The organism is Ruegeria marisrubri (assembly GCF_001507595.1).
Lineage (GTDB): Bacteria > Pseudomonadota > Alphaproteobacteria > Rhodobacterales > Rhodobacteraceae > Ruegeria > Ruegeria marisrubri.
Genome location: NZ_LQBQ01000002.1, coordinates 19,907 through 37,294, shown reverse-complemented (window position 1 = coordinate 37,294; position 17,388 = coordinate 19,907). Strand labels below are relative to the sequence as shown.

Genomic DNA, 17,388 nt, shown 5'->3' with positions numbered 1-17,388 from the left:
CCTACGCCTTCCGGTGATGCAGAACGCGCCCCAGCGTGTTCATGAGCAGCTGGGCCGCAAGGATCGAGGTGCTGCCGGTCTGGTCATAGTCTGGGGCCACCTCGACAAGGTCGATGCCGACGATCTGACCGCGTCTGGCCAGCCCGTCTATCAGTTCCAAGACCTCGTAGTAAAGAAAGCCGCCATGGCTGGGGGTTCCCGTTCCCGGTGCGATCGAGGGGTCGAAGGCGTCGATGTCGACGGTCAGGTAATAGCGCGCGTCGGCGGGGATGCGCTCCAGCATGGCGTCGGTGCCCATGCGGCGCACATGGCGCACCGACTGGATGTCCGACCCCATCGCCCGCGCCGCGTCATAGCCATCCTTGGCGGTGGACGAGACGTTCCGGATGCCGATCTGCGTCAGCCCGGTGACATAGGGTTTCTCGGCGGCCCTGCGCATGGGGTTCCCGTGCCCGTATCTAACGCCGTGCCGTTCATCCACGAAATCCAGATGCGCGTCGATCTGGACCACGTGGATCGGCTCCTGATCGTCGAAGGCGTTGATGCAGGGAATGTTGACCGAATGATCGCCCCCGAGAACCACCGGCAGGGCGCCGGCCCGCAGTATCTTGCGGACGCCATACTCGATATTGGCGTGGCTCTGCATCGTGTCCGTGTGGATGATATCCGCGTCGCCCAGATCGACGATCCTGACCTTGTCGGGCTCCAGATAGGTGATGTCATCCTCGAAATCATAAGCCCCTGCGTGACCGAAGGCGAACAGGGTCGAGGCCTCGCGTATTGCCCGCGGCCCCATGCGCGCGCCCGAGCGCCATTGGCAGCCAAAGTCGAACGGCGCGCCCAGAATGGCGGCATCGGCCTCGATCTCGTCCCAATCCTCGACATAGGGGTATTTCCCGAACGTGCAGATCCCGACGAAAGGCAGGTTGAGCCGACCGCCTTCGTAACCGTGTTTCGCCATATCGCGCCCTCCTTGCGTGTTGTTACGCGCCAGTAAGAGAGAGCGCCGGCCTCCTGTCCAGCGCAAAGAGACTCTGCAATGTTGACGCCTCGGAGGGTGCCCGGGTTAACTGTGTGCAACAGATTGAAACAGCGAGGTTCAACATGGCGGCGACACCACCTGTCTGCGATTTCGACTGGCCAGCGCCGGATTTCGAACTGCCGGGGACTGATGGGCGGACCTATCGGTTGGCGGATGTCGCGGGCGAAAACGGAACGCTCGTGATGTTCATCTGCAATCACTGCCCTTACGTTCTCGCCGTGCTTGACCGGATCATCCGCGATGCCCGCGACCTGAAGAAACTGGGCATCGGAGTCGCGGCCATCTGTTCGAACGACGCGGAAAGCTACCCGGCGGACAGCCTTGAAAACATGAAGAAGATGGCCGAGGAACACGCCTTTCCCTTCCCCTATCTTCATGACGAGGACCAATCGGTCGCACGCAGCTACGGGGCCGCCTGCACGCCGGATTTCTTCGGCTTCAACCGCGAGCTCGGGCTGCAATACCGGGGTCGGCTGGACGCATCGCGCAACAAGGCCGGGCCGGCGGACCTGCGGCGGGACCTGTTCGAGGCGATGAAGCAGATTGCCGAAACCGGGCGTGGCCCCGCCGAGCAGATCCCGTCAATGGGGTGTTCCATCAAGTGGAAGGCGGCCTGACGACGGGCCGCCCCAACGTGACGGTTCCCGTCAATCTGCCGGTCGGCAGACGTCCGGGTGGGCTTCGGCAAAGGCCGGGTGCTCGGCGCAGGCTGCTTCGATGGCCAGAATGCGCGGCATGTCGGACAGTTTCACCTCCCACCGGCGCGCGTTGTAGATCTGCGGGATCAGGCAGATATCGGCCAGGCCCGGCGTTCGACCGGTGCAGTAGGGGGCTTGCTCGAACCCTTCCAGCAGCTTTTCAAAGGCCATCAGGCCCGGCCGGATGAAGTGGCGCATCCAGTCGCCGGGCATCCCCTCGGCTCCGCCGGACAGGGCGGTAGCATGCCGGGCCACCTGAAGGTTGCAGACCGGGTGAATGTCCACCGCGATCGAATGTGCCAGGGCCAGCGCCTTGGCACGGGCCGCGGGCTCCTTGGGCAGCAGGCCCAATCCGCGGGTCTGGTCGAGATAGTCGAGGATCGCCAGCGATTGCGTCAGCTGCAGCCCGTCGATTGCGAGGACCGGGACCAAGCCCTGCGGGTTGCGCCCAAGGTGCTCGGGGCTGCGCTGCTCGCCCTTGGTCAGGTCCACCGGAACCGAGTTGTAGGCGATCCCGGCCAGGTTCAGCGCGATCCGCACCCGGTAGCTGGCTGACGAGCGCCAGTAGTCATAGAGAACGACATCACTCATTCGGTTCCTCCCCAAAAGCCATGACAACCGGCGCGGGGCCGGTTGCCACTGTTGTCACGTCTTGTCGGGATCAAGACTTACCCAGTTCCTTGGCATGCAGCCAGTCCGCATGTTTGGGCGCTTTCTTGGTCTTGGACCATTCCTCGAGCATCTCCCATTTCACCGCGTCCAGCTTGCCCAGCATTTCTTCTTCCGCCGGGTCCGGGCAGGCCAGTTCGATGCGGTGGCCGTTCGGGTCGAAGAAATAGATCGAGTGGAAGATCGAGTGATCGGTCACGCCGAGAACCTCGACGCCATTGGCTTCGAGATGATCCTTGAACTTGATCAGCTCATCGCGGTCCTTCACCTTGAAGGCGATGTGCTGCACCCATTTCGGCGTGTTCGGGTCGCGCCCCATCTCGGGCTTGGTCGGCAGTTCGAAGAACGCCAGAACGTTCCCGTTCCCCGCATCCAGGAAGATGTGCATGTAGGGATCGGGCTCGTGGGTCGAGGGCACATGATCCTCGGCAATGGCCAGGATGAAACCCATGTTCAGCATCTTGCCATACCATTCGACGGTTTCCTTGGCGTCCTTGCAGCGATAGGCGACGTGGTGGATCTGTTCGATTTTCATGAAAGTCACTCCTGTTTCAGGGCGGCGGCCTTGAGCGCCTGGCTCAGGATCGACCGGTCGCCGATGTGGTTTGCCAGAACCAGCACGAGGCGGGCGTTCAGCGCGTCGCTCTCGTCCTTGCCGAGCCCTTCATGGGCCGCCAGAAGTACGGCATAGAAATCGTCGGGGGTGTCGATGTTCGGTGTCAGGATCAGGTCAGACATTGGCGTGCTCCTTGCCTGTGGCACGGCGGATGGCGTGCCGGATCGATTGTTCGTCGAAACTCGGGCTGCGGGCGGCCACGTGTTGATCCGGGCGGATCAGGTAGACCGCGCTTTCGGCCTCGCCCAGATAGCGGCGCTTGAGTTCCTGCGTCGGGTCGTCCTTGACCGAAAGAGCAAGGCGGGTGACTTCGATCCCGTCCTCTTCGATCACGTCCGGTGCATCCGCGTCGATGGTCAGCAGCGTGAATTTCCCGCCCAGCCTGGGCAGCAGGAAGCCATCCTCGAGCGGCGCGTCGGGGCAGGGCGAGCCGGGGCGGGTCCGCTCGGGGCCGTCCAGCGCATCCGCCGAGTTGAGCGGCGAGCCGTCATAGGTGCAGGGCACCGACAGACGCCCCGAGTTCACCAGCGGCCGCGCGAATTCATAGTGCTCGCTGAGATCCAGAACCGCATCGCGCAGGATGCGCGACATATCGGATTTCGGAGTGATGAAATCGGTCGAACGGGTTGAATTCAGGATGTTCTCGTCCGCGCCGTGGATGCGTTCATAGTCGTAGCTGTCCAGCAGGCTTTCCGGCGCCTTGCCGTCCAGCACCAGCTTCAGTTTCCAGCACAGGTTGTCGGTGTCCTGCAGGCCGGAATTGGCCCCGCGCGCGCCGAAGGGCGAAACCTGGTGCGCGGCGTCCCCGGCAAAGATCACCCGGCCGTGGCGGAACTTTTCCATCCGGCGGCACTGGAAGGTATAGATCGAGACCCATTCCAGCTCGAACTGAACGTCCTCTCCCAGCATCGCCTTGAGACGCGGGATCACGTTTTCGGGGCGCTTCTCGCGTTCCTTGTCGATGTCCCAGCCCAGCTGCAGGTCGATGCGCCAGACATTGTCGGGCTGCTTGTGCAACAGCGCCGACTGGCCCCGGTTGAAGGGCGGATCGAACCAGAACCAGCGTTCGGTGGGGAAGTCGGCCTCCATGATCACGTCGGCGATCAGGAAGTTGTCCTCGAACACGCGGCCGACGAAATCGAGCCCCAGCATCGAGCGGATCGGCGAGCCGGCGCCGTCGCAGGCGATCAGCCAGTCGGCTTCGACGGTGTACGCGCCCTCGGGCGTGTCCACTTCCACTTTCACATGGTCGGGATGCGTTCCGATGGCTTCGACCTTGTTGCGGCCGCGGATTTCGATGGGTGCGCCTTCGGCCTGCAATTCGCGAACCCGGTTCACCAGGTATTCTTCGAAATAGTATTGCTGCAGGTTGATGAAGGCCGGGCGCTGATGGCCTTCCTCGGGGAGCAGGTTGAACTCATAGACCTGGCGGTCGTTGAAGAAGACCTTGCCGATGTTCCATTCGACGCCCTTGTCGACCATCGGCTGGCCACAACCCAGCCGGTCGAGGATTTCCAGCGGGCGCTTGGCATAGCACACGGCCCGGCTGCCGAAGCTGACCTTGTCATTGTCATCCAGCACGACGACCTCGACCCCCTGCTGGGCAAGGTCGATGGCGGCGGCCAGACCGATCGGGCCGGCCCCGACCACGATCACCTTGTGGCGCACCGGAGCGGGCGCGTCCTGGTCGGGACTCCGCTCGTAGGCGTAGAGTGGAACTTCGAATATCTTGCTCACGGGTTCTCCTCCGATTTGGGTGTGCGCGGGGCGCACCTTTCCTGTCCTCCGCCACGCCGGCGCCGGAGGTCTTGTTTCATGCTCTCATCGTTTCCCGGGGGGCGATACGACCTGAGTCAATACCGCCCCGTCAGGCGATCAGCCCTGCAGGGCTTCCCACATCTCCAGATCGCGCTGGGCGGTCCAGATGCGCGGGGTGTCGATGCCGCGCGCCTCGTCATAGGCGCGGGCGACGTTGAAGGGCAGGCAGTGCTCGTAAATGGCGTAGTCCGAGAATTTCGGATCGCATTCCGCGCGCACTGCGTCCCAGGCTTCTTTCAGGCTGCCGCCGCGTGCCGCAACCTTTGCTGCCGGGCGATAGGTGCTTTCGACGAAATCGCGGGTGTTCTCGATGGCGGCGTTCACCATTTCCTTGCCCACCAGCGCATCGCCGCGCCCCGGCGCGATGGCGTCGACGTCGAACCACTGGATCTGATCCAGCGTGTCGCCCCAGTCGTTGAAATGCCCGTCGCCGCAATAGCAGGCCGAGTGGTATTCCACGATGTCGCCGGTGAACATCACGTTCTGGTCGGGGACGTGGATGACGATGTCGCCGGCCGTATGGGCCCGGCCCAGATGCATCAGGTCGACCCGGCGGTTGCCCAGATAGACCGTCATCGTGTCGCTGAAGGTGGTGGTGGGCCAGGTCAGGCCGGGGATGCTTTCATGGCCTTCGAACAGGCGCGGGAAGCGCTGGAACTCGCTGTCCCAATCCTCTTTCCCGCGCTCGACGACCATGGCGCGGGCCATGTCCGACATGATGATCTGCTGCGCGCCGAAGGCGCTGGCGCCCAGCACGCGAACGGCATGGTAGTGGGTCAGCGCCACATGGGTGATCGGCTTGTCGGTCACCGAGCGGATGCAGTCGATCACCTTCTGCGCCAGGCGCGGCGTGGCCTGCGCTTCGACCACCATCACGCTGTCGTCGCCGATGATGACGCCGGAATTGGGGTCGCCTTCGGCGGTGAAGGCATAAAGCCCTTCGCCCACTTCGGTGAAGGAGATTTTCTTTTCGGTCATGTCCCCTTGGGACGCGAATGCCTTGGCCATGTGGTTCTGTCCTTTTTGCGGATGCGCCGGTGGCAGCTATCGGATGCCTCCGGCGGGAGTATTTTTGAAAAGATGAAGATCAGTTCGTCATCTTTCGTACGGGTCATCCAGTGCGGGCAGCAGCTTGCCCACGCAGTCGCCGAAGCCGATCGTGTAGCCATCGCCGCGGGCCGCACCTTTGAGGGTCAGTGTGTCGCCGTCCTCGATGAAACTGCGGGATTCGCCGGTATCCAGCGTGATCGGTTCCTTGCCGCCCCAGCTGAGCTCCAGCAGTGAACCGCGGCTATCCTTCGTCGGCCCGGAGATCGTGCCCGAGCCCAGCAGGTCGCCCACGTTCATCGGGCAGCCCGAGGTGGTGTGATGCGCCAGTTGCTGCGCCGAGGAATAATACATTTCCTTGTAGTTGGTGCGGGCGATGGTGGTCGCCGGTTTGCCCTCTGGGGCCATCGTCACCTCGAGCTCGATGTCGTAGAGCATCGGGCCGCAATCCTTGAGGTGGTCCAGCAGTTCGACCTCGCGCGTGGGCGTGTCGCAGCGGAACGGGTCCAGCGCCGCCTTGGTCACGATCCAGGGGGAAATCGAGGTGGCGGTGGCCTTGGCCTGGAACGGGCCCAGCGGCTGGTATTCCCAGGCCTGGATGTCGCGCGCCGACCAGTCGTTCAGCAGGACGTAGCCAAAGATGTGGTCGTCGGCCTCCTGCACCGTGATCGGGCCGTCGGACGGGGTGCCGACGATGGCGCCCATCTCCAGCTCGATGTCGAAACGGCGGCTGGGCAGAAAGGCAGGGCGGTCATGGTCGGGGGATTTCAGCTGCCCCCAGGGGCGGCGGATATCGGTGCCCGAGACCACCACCGACGAGGCCCGCCCGTTGTAGCCGATGGGAATGTGCAGCCAGTTGGGCGGCAGCGCATTTTCCGGGCCGCGGAACATGGTGCCCACGTTGAAGGCATGGTTCTTGCCCGCATAGAAATCGGTGTATTCGCTGACGGCGAAGGGCATGTGCAGCTCGGCCGACTCCATCGGGACCAGCAGGGGTTCGACCTTGGTGCGCTCTTCCGATCCCTCCGAGAGCAGTGCGATCAGACGTTCGCGCAGTGCGGCCCAGACGGCGGGGCCTTCCTCCATCAGCTCGTTCCAGAACGGAACATCGAACAAAGGATAGTCGGCCAGGGCGACCAACCCCTCGGCCTCGGCCGCCGTGACGTCGAGGATCATGTCGCCGATGGCGACACCGCAGCGTGGCTCGGTGCCCTCGGTCGAAAAGACGCCATAGGGCAGGTTGTTCAGGGGAAACGGGTGGTTCGCGTCATTGGCCGAATCCACCCAGGATTTCATCAAAGGCATATGCGGTTCCTTGTGCGGTGCGGTGGCCGGGGGCCGCCGGGGTCATTTCTTGCCGGGCGTGCCGTCGAATTTCTTCTCCAGATCCGTCCAGCAGTCGATGTAGTCGTCCTGCAGCGGCGCCTCGTTCGCGGCGAAGGCGGTCAGGTGCTGCGGGAAGCGGGTCTCGAACATGAAGGACATCGTGTTGTCCAGCTTGTCCGGCCCCAGATTGGCGTTGGACGCCTTTTCAAAGGCTTCCTTGTCCGGGCCGTGCGGGATCATCATGTTGTGCAGGCTCATGCCGCCCGGCACGAAGCCCTGCGGCTTGGCGTCATACTGGCCATAGATGTTGCCCATCAGCTCGGACATGATGTTCTTGTGGTACCACGGCGGGCGGAACGTGTCCTCCATCACCATCCAGCGTTCGCGGAAAAGAACGAAGTCGATATTCGCGGTGCCCGGCACGCCCGAAGGCGCGGTCAGCACGGTGAAGATCGAGGGGTCCGGGTGGTCGAACAGGATCGCGCCGACCGGGCAGTAGTTGCGCAGGTCGTATTTGTAGGGTGCGTAGTTGCCGTGCCAGGCCACCACGTCCAGCGGGCTGTGGCCGATTTTCGTGGTGTGGAACTGGCCGCACCACTTGATCGTCACGGTCGAGGGCACCTCGCGATCCTCGAAGGCCGCCACCGGCGCCTTGAAGTCGCGCGGGTTGGCCATGCAGTTGGCGCCGATCGGGCCGCGGCCCGGCAGCTCGAATTTCTGGCCGTAATTTTCGCAGACGAACCCTCGGCAGGGGCCTTCCAGCACTTCGACGCGATAGACCAGCCCGCGCGGGATGATGGCGATCTCCTTGGGTTCCAGGTCGATGATGCCCAACTCGGTCGCAAAGCGCAGGCGGCCTTCCTGAGGCACCACCAGCAGCTCGGAATCGGCCGAGAAGAAATAGTCATCCACCATAGACTCGGTGACCAGGTAGATATGGCTGGCCATGCCGACCTGGGTGTTCACGTCCCCGGCGGTGGTCATGGTGCGCATGCCGGTCAGCCAGGTCAGCGGTTCATCCGAGTGGGGCACCGCGTCCCACCGGTATTGCCCCAGCGAGATCACGTCATCCACGACATGGGGCGCCGATTTCCAATAGGGCAGGTCGATCTTTTCGTAGCGGTGCGAGTGTTTCACCGAGGGGCGGATGCGATAGCACCAGGTGCGCTCGGGCGGGTTGGCGGTAAAGGCCGTGCCGCTCAGCTGTTCACCATATAGTCCATAGTTACATTTCTGCGGACTGTTCATGCCCTGCGGCAGAGCGCCCGGCAGCGCCTCGGTCTCAAAATCGTTGCCAAAGCCCGGCATGTAGCCTTCGTGGGTGCCGACGGGCGTGCTGGCTTGGGTCAATGCGTGCGGGTCAGTCGGACGATTCATTGCGCGTTCCTCCGTTTGTCGCTTGTCGGATAATAGTTGATTTTGTAACTAACAAGCATGACTGATGCGAAAAATGCCGAAAAAGATACCTTCGACCTGCGAAATTTCCTGCCATTCCTGCTGAATCAGGCCGCCGAGGAAAGCTCGCTGGAGTTTCAGAGAGTATACAAGAATCGCTATGGCATGCTGCGCACCGAGTGGCGGGTTCTGTTCCACCTCGGGATTCATGGCGAGATGACCGCCAAGGAAATCGGCGAGCGCGCCAAGATCCACAAGACCAAGATCAGCCGGGCCGTGCATCGGCTGGAGAAGCGCCGCTATCTGAGCCGAACCCGTGACGAAAGGGACCGCCGGGTGGAAAGATTGACGCTGACGCCGGCCGGTTCCGCGGTCTACCGTGAATTGCGCGGCATCGCCGAAAGCTACGACGCCAAGCTGGCGGCGCATTTCACCAAGGGCGAGGCGGCGTTGCTGAGGATGATGCTGCGCAGACTGGCGGGAATGGAGTGAGCCTCTGGTAATCCGCCGCCCCCGACCCCAAGTCGGGTTCAAACCATTCGGAGCCCTCAATGACCTCGAGCCCCCCACGATCCTCCGCCGATGAGCTGATCGACTGGCTTCTCGAACGGGGGCTGGAAGGGGCCGAGCAGCCCGAGATCCTGGAAGGCTACTGCGTCCGGCTGGTTGAGGCCGGAGTGCCGCTGATGCGCTTTCATGCGGCCCAAAGCGCCTATCACCCGACCTATGGAGGCACCGGGTTCAACTGGTATCGTGACGAGGGTGGCAGCGTCGAGAACTACGAACATCGCGAGGAACCGCCCGAGCAATGGGTGTCGAGCCCGCTTTACGAGATGCTCAGGACCGGTGCGATGGAATTACGTGAACGGTTGAGGGACCAGAACGAGCCCAGCCGGTTCCCGTTCCTCAACGAACTGCATCAGAAAGGTGCGACCGACTATTTCGCCTCGGGTCTGGTATTGCAAAAGGTCGATCCGGGCCAGCGGATCGCGCTGGACCAAATGCCTGAGGGCGTTCTGATGTCTTGGACCACCGATCACCCCGAAGGCTTTGCCGAGCAGCAGCTCGGCCTGATCCGATACACGATGCCGCAACTGGGGCTGGCCTTGAAATCCGCATCCAACCGGAAATTGGCCGAGGACCTTCTCAAGGTCTATCTGGGGCGCGATGCGGGGCAGCGGGTGTTGTCAGGCGAGATCCGCCGCGGTTCGCTTCAGATGATCGACGCGGTAATCTGGAACTTTGACCTCGAGGGGTTCACCGGCCTGTCCGAACGTCTGCCAGGTTCGGACATCATCGCGATGCTGAACGATTACCTGGCTGTCGCGGTCGAGGTCGTACAGGGGTGCGGGGGCAACATCCTCAAATTCATGGGAGACGGCTTGATGGCGATGTTCGATGTCGGCGAAAGCGACGAGGACGCTCGTGCCGCACTGGCAGCCGTTGCCAAGCTGCAAGACAGGATGACCGAACTGAACGCGCAGCGCGCTGCGGCCGGCTTGCCGGTGTCCAACTACACGCTGGCCCTGCATTCGGGTGAAATTCTGTACGGCAATATCGGTGCTGAAAACCGGCTGGACTTCACCGTCATCGGTCCGGCGGTAAATCAGGCCGCCCGGATCGCCGGGATGCACCGGGCTCTGGATCAGCGGATTCTCATATCGGACGATGTTGCCAGGGCTGCGGGCGACAGCGGTCGCGATCTGGTATCTCTTGGCCGTTACATGCTCCGCGGTGTTGCAGAGCCCAAGGAGCTGTTCACGCTGTATCAGCCAACAGCCTAGAAATCGATTTCGACACCCGGCAGGTTCAGTTCGCGCATCATGTCGCGCAGTTCCTGCCGCGCGGCGATGTTCGAGATGTTGAGCTGTTTCACCCCGATGTCCTTGAGGTCCAGCAGGGTCAGGCCGCGGGGGAACAACTCGCGGAAGATGACGCGCTCGGAAAAGCCCGAGGCGACGCGGAAGCCGATGCGCTTGGACAGCATGTCCACCGCGCGCTGCATCTTTTCCTTGTTGACCATGCGCTGGGTGCCCACGCGGTTGCGGACCACGACCCAGTCCACCGGCTTCAGCCCCGCCTGCGCCCTGAGCTGGCGGGCGTTCCACACCATCTCGGAATAGACCGAGGGGCCGAGGATCTTTTCGCCCTTCGAGTCGATCCGCGCCAGAAGGTCGAAATCGATGAAACTGTCATTGAGCGGGGTGATCAGCGTATCGGCCAGCGAATGCGCCACCTGGCTGAGGCGCGTATGCGAGCCCGGACAGTCGATCAGGATGAAATCGCTGTCGCTTTCCAGTTCGGCCACGGCCGCCGAGAGGCGGTGGTCATAGATGTTCTCGCCGGGCTTCAGCGAGGCCGGGTCGATCTCGGGCAGGTCGTGGTGATAGGGGGTGGGCAGGTTGAGATCGGAGCCGTTCAAGAAGTTGCGCCGGTTCTCGAAATAGCGCCCCAGGGTGCGTTGCCGCAGGTCGAGGTCCAGGGAGCTGACCTTGTGGCCAAGCCGGGCCAGCGCGGTCGCCACATGCATCGAAACAGTGGATTTGCCCGCTCCGCCCTTTTCGTTCCCTACGACGATGATATGCGCCATGCCTGTATTCCCCGACCGCCGCGCCTTTGTCGGCGCGTTGTTGCCATGCACTATATGTTGTGGCGAATCTGAAGGGAAGAACCGAAAAACCGGATTGGGGGTGAACGGAACCCGTTTGCACCAATGAAACCAATGAAAAAGGGCCGCCCCGCGGGGACGGCCCTTGTCTGTCGCGAAGATGCCGGATCAGAAGCCCAGACCTTCGTATTTCTTCTTGAACTTCGACACGCGGCCGCCTGCGTCCATCAGGCGGGTGCCGCCACCGGTCCAGGCCGGGTGCGAGCTGGGGTCGATTTCCAGGGCAAGCGTATCGCCTTCGCTGCCCCAGGTGGATTTCATCTGAACCACGGTGCCGTCGGTCATCTTGACGTCGATGATGTGGTAGTCGGGATGGATGTCTTTTTTCATCTTTCCGCTCCTTACGCCTCGGCGCCAGCCTTGGGCTTGTAGTTGGTGACTTCTGCGATACGGGCAGATTTGCCGCGGCGCGAGCGCAGATAGTACAGTTTGGCGCGGCGGACTTTACCACGACGGACAACGGTGATGCTGTCGATGTTGGTCGAGTACAGCGGGAACACACGCTCCACGCCTTCGCCGAACGAAATCTTGCGAACGGTGAACGAGCCGGCAATGCCATTGCCGTTCTTGCGCGCGATGCAGACGCCTTCGTAGTTCTGCACGCGGGTGCGCGAGCCTTCGGTCACCTTGTAGCCGACGCGAATGGTGTCACCGGCTTTGAAGTCGGGGATGTCCTTCCCCAGGGCGGCAATCTGTTCCGCCTCGAGCTGTGCGATCAGGTCCATCGCAGTTTCTCCTATCTGCTCGTGGTTGGCCCACGAAGTTAAGCACGGCCTGAGAGCTCTTGGTCTCCATCGGGTCCCGCCGGTAGCAGCCCGCCAGAGGTCAGGTCGAATGTTCCTTCGGATCGGATCGTCCGCGCCACGCCGAGGGCCGAAGAAAGCCTGGCGAAATGGTGCGATGCAACCCAAAACGCCGGAGTCGCCGCAGGCGAGTCCGGATTGCGGTCGTTTAGGGGTTTTGCCCATGGGGATCAAGCCCTGAATCCCGGCCAATTGCATCTTTTCGAAAACAGGGGCCGATCGGCGGGAACCTGCATCCGCACATCTGCGGCGTTGCGATTTCTGGGCAATGCCTCATTCTGTAAGCAAGAAAAAGATACTTTCAATTGAATTGAGGCAGAGCGGTTCGATGCGGAAATTAATACCTTTCCTGCTGTTGTTTTTACTTGTGGTGTCCTGTGGTCGCCCGACGCCCGAGGTGGAGACCGCGACAGGCCCGGATTACAGGGCTCTGGCGAGATCCCTTGTGACCTATCCCAAGTTCGGTGACGCAGATCCGCATTCCTGGAAGGGGCGCGGCCCGACCTCATTCCCGATCCATGGCATCGACGTGTCGCGCTGGCAGGGCGATATCGACTGGCCGACGGCCAAGGCGGCGGGCGTCAACTTCGTTTTCATCAAGGCGACCGAGGGCGGCGATCTGGCGGATCCGATGTTCGACGCGCACCGGCGCGGCGCGAGGGCGGCAGGGGTTCCGTGGGGCGCCTATCACTATTTCTACTTCTGCCGGCCCGCCGAAGAACAGGCGCGCTGGTTCATCCGCCACGTTCCGCGCGGCGCGGATCTGCCCCATGTGCTGGACATGGAGTGGACGCCCTATTCCAAGACCTGCACCCTGCGGCCGGATGGCAAGAAGGTGCGCGCCGAGGCGAAGAAGTTCCTCGACATGCTCGAGGCGCATTACGGGCGTCGACCGATTGTCTATACGACCGTGGATTTCTACAGCGACACCGGGATCGGACGCCTGCGCGGAACCCAGTTCTGGCTGCGTTCGGTCGCAGGCCATCCAAGGCAGGTGTATCCGGGCGCCTACTGGACGTTCTGGCAATATACCGGCACCGGCCTGGTCCCGGGCATTGATGGCGAGGTGGACATCAACGTGTTCCGCAGCGCCCCGGAAATCTGGCTGCGGTGGGTCGCGGGTGCGCTCGGCTAGTTCGAGTGGGGCCCCGGGTCCCTCGGTGACGTACGGCAACGACAGCGGAAACCGAATGCTGTGCCTGCCCATCGGCGGCTGATTTCAGGGTTCGGCAGAAGGATTGGGGCGGCTCGGGAGCAGGGATGTGCGAGACCAAGATATGGCCCGGCGGATTCAGCCGACCTCCCTCTGCCAGGATGGCCACTCGACCTGCTCCACAGCTTTGTTGATCGTGAAAATCGCATCCAGTTTCGATGCGGCCTGCAGGCTGATTTCTTCGCCAACCCGGTAGGTGAGCTTGGTGTTCGGCAGGGCGTCGATGGCGCCTTCGGCAGAGATATCCGACAGCTTTTGTGCCAGCCAATGGTCGCTCTGCTCCTCGTCGTTGTCGAGAGCAAGCAGGAACACGCCGTTTCCCCAGTACGTGGCGAAGTTGCGCGTCTCCTGCGTGGCAGACAACAGCGCGTCGCCTGCCGAAGCCATGATTTTCCGAAACTCGTCGGGGGTGCTGAAATTGAAGATCTGCTCGGCGTTCGTGACTTTCACGGCCACGATTTTCGAGTTCAGAGGATGTGTCGTTGCGATCTGGACAACGTAGTTCTCGAATTCGGACAAACCGAAGCAACCCGCCAGGTCCGAAAAATGCAGCGGATCACTCAGATGAAAATCCGGCTTGACCTTTGTTACGTTCGACGCGTGTTCGCAGGCTTCGAGCGCCTCGATCGCGGCCTTCCGTTCCGCTGCAAGCCTGTACGCATCCGAAAGCCTTTGTTTCAGATCGTCGAACTCGAAAGGCTTGGTGACGTAGTCAGTCGCGCCGACTTCGAAGGCCTCGTCTATGTACTGCTTCTGCACCATGGCGGTCACCATGATGATCGGCGTGAACCTGTAGTCAGGAAGTTTCCGCGCTTCCTCGCACAGAGTTATCCCGTTCATTTGAGGCATTTGCACATCCAGAAGCAGGCAGTCGAAAGCCTCTGTCGTTTCTGACAGGATCCGGAGCGCCTCGCGACCGCTCTTGGCAGTGACGACGTCCTCGTACCCGAAAGCCGTCAGGATGTGGGTCAGCAACTCCAGGATGCTCAGGTCGTCGTCTACGGCAAGTATTCTCATTACTAGTCACCATTGGTTGACGTCGCGCGAATATGCCGCCGACGTGGACATGGAGCAGGAAACGCCTTGCAAGCGAACCTGCCGGGGGGGGTTCTTGCAGGTTATGGGGTGAAAACGGCGAAACAATGGCCCGTCAGGGGCGTCAAGGTGTTTCGGTCAAGGGCGGCTTCCGCAGAATTCGGGTGTTCGCAAGGGCTGAAACCGGGGGAAATTCCCTGGGAAAACTTGCTGCCGGCCACGGCTGGATTGCCGCGGGAAACTCGCCCGAAAGGCGATAACATGCGAGCGTCGTGAATTCGGGGAATCCGCCTGCATCTCTCGGCCGATTGGGCTCGTTTAACCCTATCGCCTAAACGAAAAATTTTCGGCGATACCCCTGAGGTGACGCGCCGTCATCGGTTGGATTCTGTGCGGAGGAGTGCGTTTCGGCCACACAACGCTTGCAATCCAGAGGCGAACTCCACTTAAGTGTGGACTTGGCAAAAAGCATTTTGTCATAAGTGTGTCAAAAATGGGGGCGAAATATGGTTCAGTCGTTGAGGATTGAACGGGTTCACCGGGCGTCCAGCGTTTTTCCGGAACTGGAGCCTGTTGTTGATGCTCCGGCTGCGCCGAGACCAACTGCACAGCGCAATATCTTTTCGCTCCGACGCAGCCTTCCGTCGCGCCGGCCAAGCCTTGGCGGCATAAAGGCGACGACCATGAGTTTTCGCAGCATGCATGAACACGGCACGCTGCTTACGAAGTATCTCGAGGCGCGAAAATCCATCTTCATCGACCGATTGCACTGGCAGGTGGGCGAAGTCGATGGGATGGAGTTCGACCAGTATGACACGCCGGCCTGCCGCTGGGTGGTGCTCCATGAATTCGGTGAGATAATCGGTGGGGTGCGACTGCTCCCTACCACGGCAGAATGCGGTATCTATAGCTACATGTTGCGAGATGCGCAGAGGGGCCTCCTCGCGAGTTTGCCGACGGATGTGCTGTTTTTCGAAGCACCGGTAAATCCGAATATCTGGGAGGCCTCGCGATTCTTCATCACGGATATCGTTCCGTCGGCGCGCCGAGCCGTCGTTCAGCAAGAGCTGTTTCGCAACATGACGCTGGCTGCGAAGGAAAACGGCGCATCCAGGTTGCTTGGGATCGTCCCCGCAGTTTGGTCCCGGTGGTCGCGGCGACTGGGGGTTGGGGCCACACCCATTGGCGCGAAATTCTCTATTGACGGAACCGTCAGTCAATCCGTGTTGTTCAATATTTATGGCCATACGAACTAGGTGGTCTTGCCCAAACGTCGAAACCGCGGGCGGTTTGACGCGCTTTCAGTGAAGATCCGGGGCTGCCGCCGCGGCGGTTCCAGCGCGTCGGGTGTTCGCGGGCGTGCTTGAGCAGTGTTGCATCTTATCTCGAAGGCGGTCCGTTTCCTCTGTCGTTGCGGGGCAAGCTGATCTCCGTAGCCGACTCCTGCGTGACCTAGGGTCTCTTTGCGGGGTTCCCCTTCGGACAACACGATCCGAAAACTGGCCGCCACAAAATTTCCCAAAAAACGCCAGAAACCCAGTCGTTTTTTTCAGTTTTGCCGCTGTTTCGTCCCACTCGTTGCCTAGGCTGGCCAATAAGTACAGTCAAAAGGGGTTCAATACTCATGAAACATTCGAACCCGGGAAGAGAGAAGTTCCAGCGCAAGCTGGAGCACCGAGCGCAGAAACAGAAGATGCTCAAGGTCTTGGCCGTCGACGACGAGCAAAGCATCCTCGAGCTTCTGCAGACGGCGCTCGCTGCGTTTGGAAACTGCGACGTTTCGGTTGCCGACTCGGCTTCCAGCGCGCTGGAGATCGTCAAGGCGTCCGACACGCCATTCGATTGCCTGCTCCTGGATATTCAGATGCCGGGAACCAGCGGAATAGAACTGCTCAAGAAAATCCGGAGCCTGCCAGATTACAGTGAAACGCCGGCGATAATGCTGACTGCGATGAGTGACCGGAAATACGTTGAAGAAGCGTTTCTGGAAGGCGCGTCCGATTACATCACCAAACCGTTCGACTTTCTGGATCTTCGCAATCGTATGAGCGCGGCCCACCTCCTCAAGCAGGAGCGGATCGAAGCCAGGCGGAACCTGAACTCGGCGAAATGTCTTCGCGAAGAACTGGACCACAATCAGAAGTTCAGTTTCGAAGATCCCCTGTCGATCCACGGGCCGAACCGAATTCTGCAGTATGTCGAGTTCGACAACTACATTGATCAACTTTCCAGGGGGCGTCTGTTTGATTCGTCGGTCACCGCCGTCAAGCTGCTGGATGCGGAAAACTATTATCATCTAAGCAGCTTTGGTGATTTCCGGCGTGCTGTTTCGGACCTCGGTCGCGCCATAGAAATAGCCACCAAGGACGCTGCCCCCGTGTTTTCCTATCGCGGCAGCGGGGCCTTTCTCATCGTTACGCATGGGAGGTCTCGCACCGGTGCGCTTCCGTCCAAGGAACGTCTGAATCAGGTGTTCAAGGCGATTCTAGGCAGACGCGGTGCCTCGGGTCAGCTTCATGCCTTGATGGGCAAACGTGTGTCCATGCGTTCGATTTCAAGGGCCGGCGCCTTTGCTGCGATGGCCAAAGCGCTGGAAAACGTGAACAGGCAGGAGTTGGAACTCATCGATGGCGTGAATTCCCTTTCGGTTCTGAATGAAGAACTCGAGCCCGTGCAGCAAGAGACTGTCCGCAAACGAGTTTACGAAAGGGTGATGCTCGAACTCGTCGGAGAGGAAAGTTGCCTGACGCGAAAATAATCGCGTAGCCGGTTTCAGCCTTGTCGAATTCATCCCGGTGGTTGCCTCGCGCTGCCGGCGGAGTTCAAAAAAACCGCCGAGCGCAAGCGGGTTTTGTGCCCTTTCTGCGAGATGGTCCGGAATAGGCCCTGCCGCCCGGATGCCTTGGTTCCCCGTTATCGCATCAGGGCAAATCCGGCTGACCGTTTTGGCGGTGATCTTGCTGCCGGCGGGTCGGGCCGCTCCGCGCCGGATCGCGTTCTGCCAAACTGTGAACCCAATTGTGACCAACTGATTCCGCAATGTTTCGCTAGAGCTACC

At 61.3% G+C, this 17,388-nt stretch carries 18 protein-coding genes; 6 read left to right on the top strand and 12 right to left on the bottom strand.

What is annotated here, in order from left to right:
• Nucleotide 1 precedes the first annotated feature (1 nt).
• The gene (gene speB / locus AVO45_RS04500; RefSeq protein ID WP_068344750.1) at nt 2–961 is read right to left on the bottom strand and encodes an agmatinase; all 960 of its coding nucleotides are present in this window, start codon (nt 959–961) and stop codon (nt 2–4) included.
• A 143-nt stretch (nt 962–1,104) separates the two neighbouring features.
• Here speB and AVO45_RS04495 point away from each other — a divergent pair, with 143 nt between their 5' ends.
• A complete protein-coding gene (locus AVO45_RS04495; protein ID WP_068344749.1) occupies nt 1,105–1,659 on the top strand; it encodes a thioredoxin family protein in 555 nt (184 codons plus the stop codon).
• 30 nt (nt 1,660–1,689) lie between these two features.
• Here the strand turns inward: AVO45_RS04495 and maiA are convergent, their stop codons facing one another.
• The 7 genes from maiA to hmgA form a co-directional block, all read right to left on the bottom strand.
• Nucleotides 1,690–2,331, bottom strand: a complete 642-nt coding sequence (maiA, locus tag AVO45_RS04490; RefSeq protein ID WP_068344748.1) for a maleylacetoacetate isomerase — start codon at nt 2,329–2,331, stop codon at nt 1,690–1,692.
• A 70-nt stretch (nt 2,332–2,401) separates the two neighbouring features.
• Nucleotides 2,402–2,944, bottom strand: coding sequence for a VOC family protein (locus AVO45_RS04485; RefSeq protein ID WP_068344747.1), 543 nt, complete (start codon nt 2,942–2,944; stop codon nt 2,402–2,404).
• A gap of 5 nt (nt 2,945–2,949) precedes the next feature.
• Nucleotides 2,950–3,147, bottom strand: a complete 198-nt coding sequence (locus tag AVO45_RS04480; protein ID WP_068344746.1) for a DUF2783 domain-containing protein — start codon at nt 3,145–3,147, stop codon at nt 2,950–2,952.
• Nucleotides 3,140–4,762, bottom strand: a complete 1,623-nt coding sequence (locus AVO45_RS04475) for an FAD-dependent oxidoreductase (RefSeq protein WP_068344745.1) — start codon at nt 4,760–4,762, stop codon at nt 3,140–3,142. Before AVO45_RS04475 ends, AVO45_RS04480 begins: the two co-directional genes overlap by 8 nt.
• Before the next feature lie 138 nt (nt 4,763–4,900).
• On the bottom strand, nt 4,901–5,851 hold the full coding sequence (locus AVO45_RS04470) for an MBL fold metallo-hydrolase (protein WP_068344744.1): 951 nt from the start codon (nt 5,849–5,851) through the stop codon (nt 4,901–4,903).
• A gap of 87 nt (nt 5,852–5,938) precedes the next feature.
• A complete protein-coding gene (gene fahA, locus AVO45_RS04465) occupies nt 5,939–7,195 on the bottom strand; it encodes a fumarylacetoacetase (RefSeq protein WP_068344743.1) in 1,257 nt (418 codons plus the stop codon).
• 42 nt (nt 7,196–7,237) lie between these two features.
• Nucleotides 7,238–8,593 carry a homogentisate 1,2-dioxygenase gene (gene hmgA / locus AVO45_RS04460; RefSeq protein ID WP_068344742.1) on the bottom strand — a complete coding sequence of 452 codons (1,356 nt, stop codon included), beginning with the start codon at nt 8,591–8,593 and terminating at the stop codon, nt 7,238–7,240.
• 57 nt (nt 8,594–8,650) lie between these two features.
• On the opposite strand from hmgA, the gene AVO45_RS04455 reads away from it, so the two are divergent.
• Both AVO45_RS04455 and AVO45_RS04450 read left to right on the top strand, forming a co-directional pair.
• Nucleotides 8,651–9,103 carry a MarR family winged helix-turn-helix transcriptional regulator gene (locus tag AVO45_RS04455; protein WP_068344741.1) on the top strand — a complete coding sequence of 151 codons (453 nt, stop codon included), beginning with the start codon at nt 8,651–8,653 and terminating at the stop codon, nt 9,101–9,103.
• A 59-nt stretch (nt 9,104–9,162) separates the two neighbouring features.
• The gene (locus AVO45_RS04450; protein ID WP_068344740.1) at nt 9,163–10,395 is read left to right on the top strand and encodes an adenylate/guanylate cyclase domain-containing protein; all 1,233 of its coding nucleotides are present in this window, start codon (nt 9,163–9,165) and stop codon (nt 10,393–10,395) included.
• On the opposite strand, the gene AVO45_RS04445 is transcribed toward AVO45_RS04450, so the two are convergent.
• The 3 genes from AVO45_RS04445 to rplS form a co-directional block, all read right to left on the bottom strand.
• Nucleotides 10,392–11,201 carry a division plane positioning ATPase MipZ gene (locus tag AVO45_RS04445; RefSeq protein WP_068344739.1) on the bottom strand — a complete coding sequence of 270 codons (810 nt, stop codon included), beginning with the start codon at nt 11,199–11,201 and terminating at the stop codon, nt 10,392–10,394. The genes AVO45_RS04450 and AVO45_RS04445 overlap by 4 nt on opposite strands.
• A gap of 186 nt (nt 11,202–11,387) precedes the next feature.
• Nucleotides 11,388–11,609: a 50S ribosomal protein L31 gene (rpmE, locus tag AVO45_RS04440; RefSeq protein WP_068344738.1), complete on the bottom strand. Its 222-nt coding sequence runs from the start codon at nt 11,607–11,609 to the stop codon at nt 11,388–11,390.
• A gap of 11 nt (nt 11,610–11,620) precedes the next feature.
• Nucleotides 11,621–12,004 (bottom strand): 50S ribosomal protein L19, encoded by a 384-nt coding sequence (rplS, locus tag AVO45_RS04435; protein ID WP_068344737.1) that lies wholly within the window; start codon nt 12,002–12,004, stop codon nt 11,621–11,623.
• Nucleotides 12,005–12,410: 406 nt separating this feature from the next.
• Here rplS and AVO45_RS04430 point away from each other — a divergent pair, with 406 nt between their 5' ends.
• Nucleotides 12,411–13,217 (top strand): glycoside hydrolase family 25 protein, encoded by an 807-nt coding sequence (locus AVO45_RS04430; protein WP_068344736.1) that lies wholly within the window; start codon nt 12,411–12,413, stop codon nt 13,215–13,217.
• Between the two features lie 156 nt (nt 13,218–13,373).
• Here AVO45_RS04430 and AVO45_RS04425 read toward each other — a convergent pair whose 3' ends face one another.
• A complete protein-coding gene (locus AVO45_RS04425; protein WP_068344735.1) occupies nt 13,374–14,312 on the bottom strand; it encodes a response regulator in 939 nt (312 codons plus the stop codon).
• Between the two features lie 524 nt (nt 14,313–14,836).
• On the opposite strand from AVO45_RS04425, the gene AVO45_RS04420 reads away from it, so the two are divergent.
• Together AVO45_RS04420 and AVO45_RS04415 are read left to right on the top strand one after the other, a co-directional pair.
• Complete coding sequence (locus AVO45_RS04420; RefSeq protein WP_082688661.1) at nt 14,837–15,586, top strand: acyl-homoserine-lactone synthase; 750 nt, start codon at nt 14,837–14,839, stop codon at nt 15,584–15,586.
• A 368-nt stretch (nt 15,587–15,954) separates the two neighbouring features.
• On the top strand, nt 15,955–17,088 hold the full coding sequence (locus AVO45_RS04415) for a response regulator (protein WP_068344733.1): 1,134 nt from the start codon (nt 15,955–15,957) through the stop codon (nt 17,086–17,088).
• Nucleotides 17,089–17,388 lie beyond the last annotated feature (300 nt).

Bases quoted from the DNA above. Each gene is read 5' to 3' on its own strand.
- AVO45_RS04485 (WP_068344747.1), bottom strand. From the start codon at position 2,944: ATGAAAATCGAACAGATCCACCACGTCGCCTATCGCTGCAAGGACGCC.
- fahA (WP_068344743.1), bottom strand. From the start codon at position 7,195: ATGCCTTTGATGAAATCCTGGGTGGATTCGGCCAATGACGCGAACCAC.
- rplS (WP_068344737.1), bottom strand. From the start codon at position 12,004: ATGGACCTGATCGCACAGCTCGAGGCGGAACAGATTGCCGCCCTGGGG.
- AVO45_RS04430 (WP_068344736.1), top strand. From the start codon at position 12,411: ATGCGGAAATTAATACCTTTCCTGCTGTTGTTTTTACTTGTGGTGTCC.
- AVO45_RS04445 (WP_068344739.1), bottom strand. From the start codon at position 11,201: ATGGCGCATATCATCGTCGTAGGGAACGAAAAGGGCGGAGCGGGCAAA.
- AVO45_RS04425 (WP_068344735.1), bottom strand. From the start codon at position 14,312: ATGAGAATACTTGCCGTAGACGACGACCTGAGCATCCTGGAGTTGCTG.
- AVO45_RS04450 (WP_068344740.1), top strand. From the start codon at position 9,163: ATGACCTCGAGCCCCCCACGATCCTCCGCCGATGAGCTGATCGACTGG.
- AVO45_RS04470 (WP_068344744.1), bottom strand. From the start codon at position 5,851: ATGGCCAAGGCATTCGCGTCCCAAGGGGACATGACCGAAAAGAAAATC.
- AVO45_RS04480 (WP_068344746.1), bottom strand. From the start codon at position 3,147: ATGTCTGACCTGATCCTGACACCGAACATCGACACCCCCGACGATTTC.
- AVO45_RS04415 (WP_068344733.1), top strand. From the start codon at position 15,955: ATGAAACATTCGAACCCGGGAAGAGAGAAGTTCCAGCGCAAGCTGGAG.
- AVO45_RS04455 (WP_068344741.1), top strand. From the start codon at position 8,651: ATGACTGATGCGAAAAATGCCGAAAAAGATACCTTCGACCTGCGAAAT.
- rpmE (WP_068344738.1), bottom strand. From the start codon at position 11,609: ATGAAAAAAGACATCCATCCCGACTACCACATCATCGACGTCAAGATG.
- speB (WP_068344750.1), bottom strand. From the start codon at position 961: ATGGCGAAACACGGTTACGAAGGCGGTCGGCTCAACCTGCCTTTCGTC.
- AVO45_RS04495 (WP_068344749.1), top strand. From the start codon at position 1,105: ATGGCGGCGACACCACCTGTCTGCGATTTCGACTGGCCAGCGCCGGAT.
- maiA (WP_068344748.1), bottom strand. From the start codon at position 2,331: ATGAGTGATGTCGTTCTCTATGACTACTGGCGCTCGTCAGCCAGCTAC.
- AVO45_RS04420 (WP_082688661.1), top strand. From the start codon at position 14,837: ATGGTTCAGTCGTTGAGGATTGAACGGGTTCACCGGGCGTCCAGCGTT.
- hmgA (WP_068344742.1), bottom strand. From the start codon at position 8,593: ATGAATCGTCCGACTGACCCGCACGCATTGACCCAAGCCAGCACGCCC.